This window comes from Methylobacterium goesingense (assembly GCF_022179225.1).
Taxonomy (GTDB): Bacteria; Pseudomonadota; Alphaproteobacteria; order Rhizobiales; family Beijerinckiaceae; genus Methylobacterium; species Methylobacterium goesingense.
The window spans coordinates 1-1,511 of the sequence record NZ_BPQL01000091.1; the positions used below are offsets into that span (position 1 = coordinate 1).

Genomic DNA, 1,511 nt, shown 5'->3' on the forward strand with positions numbered 1-1,511 from the left:
TGTCCGTCGTCAGATGATTTGGGACATTCAGCGGTGTTCAGGAGCGGAGGCTCTGGTCCATCTGGGGTAAGAGGTTAGGCGGCCTGCGCGTGGTGGCGCAAGCGGCGATCCATGAGGGTCTGGCGCTTGATGCGTTCCCGCTCGGCCAGGATCCCTTCGCCGCGTCCGAAGTAGACGTCGGCGGGCGTAAGGTTGCTCAGGCTCTCATGGGCACGGGCATGGTTGTAGTGTTCGACGAAGTCGGCAACCTGCGTCTCCAACTCGCCGGGCAAGTAGGCGTGTTCGAGCAGGATGCGGTTCTTGAGCGTCTGATGCCAACGCTCGATCTTGCCCTGCGTTTGAGGATGGCATGGCGCACCGCGGATGTGGGTCATGCCCCGAATGCCGAGCCAGTCAGCCAGGTCGCTGGCGACGTAGCTCGGCCCGTTGTCGGAGAGCAGGCGTGGCCGCTGCATCACCCGCGCCTGATCGAGCCCAGCCGCACCCAGCGCCAGGTCGAGCGTGGCGGTGACGTCGCTGGCCTGCATCGTCGTGCACAGCTTCCAGGCGACGATGTAGCGTGAGAAGTCGTCCAGGACCGTCGACAGGTCGTACCAGCCCCAGCCAACGACCTTCAGGTAGGTGAAGTCCGTCTGCCAAAGCTGGTTGGGGGCGGTGGTCTTATCGCGGAACTCGTCGGCGGCCTTGATGACGATATAGGCCGGGCTGGTGATCAGGTCCTGAGCCTTGAGCAACCGGTAGACGGTCGCTTCCGAGACGAAGTAGCGCCGCTCGTCGGTGAAGCGTACCGCCAGTTCACGCGGGCTGAGTTCAGGCTGCTCCAAGGCCAGAGCAACGATCTGCTCGCGGATCTCTGCAGGTAGGCGGTTCCAGACCCGGCTCGGCCGCGAGGGATGGTCGCTCAACGCCTCGGGGCCGCCGCGCCGGTAGGCGTCGTACCAGCGGTAAAACGTCGAGCGCGTGATGCCGAGCTTGTCCAAGGTGGCACGCACCGGCAGGTGGGATTGCTCAACCAGCCGGATAATCTCCAGCTTCTCGGGGGCCGGGTACCTCATGCCTCGTCGCCCCCAGCCCCGCTCATGCTTTTTTTAAGCAGACGGTTCTCCAGGACGAGATCAGCTACGACCTCCTTCAGCGCCCCCGCTTCGCGACGGAGATCCCGCACCTCATCCGTGGTGGCCGCACGAGCCGTGTCGCCAGACAGGCGCTTCTTGCCAGCCTCCAGGAACTCCTTGGACCAGCCGTAGTACATCGAGGCGGCGATACCCTCACGTCGGCACAACTCGGCGATGCTGTCCTCGCCACGCAAGCCTTCCAGTACGACGCGGATCTTCTCCTCGGACGAGAACTGCCGACGTGTGGCCCGACGGATGTCCTTGATCACCGCTTCTGCCGGCTTCTTGGCCGGTCCGGATGTCTGCTTCATCTTCGCTCCTTAGGGGCTACGATGAACCAGCCATCCTCCGTTCGTGAAGACCCTCAATCTGTCCCACAGGTGCTGACGTCGGACA

The 1,511-nt window shown here is 63.8% G+C and carries 1 protein-coding gene; it reads right to left on the reverse strand.

Going from position 1 to position 1,511, the window contains the following annotated elements; translation table 11 throughout:
* Positions 1–74: 74 nt before the first annotated feature.
* Positions 75–1,426 (reverse strand): IS3-like element ISMex16 family transposase gene (locus tag MFF30_RS16815; RefSeq protein WP_238280635.1). Its coding sequence is split into 2 segments (ribosomal slippage): positions 75–1,090 and positions 1,090–1,426, totalling 1,353 coding nucleotides; the frame shifts between segments, so codons are not numbered across the junction.
* Between the last annotated feature and the right edge of the window lie 85 nt (positions 1,427–1,511).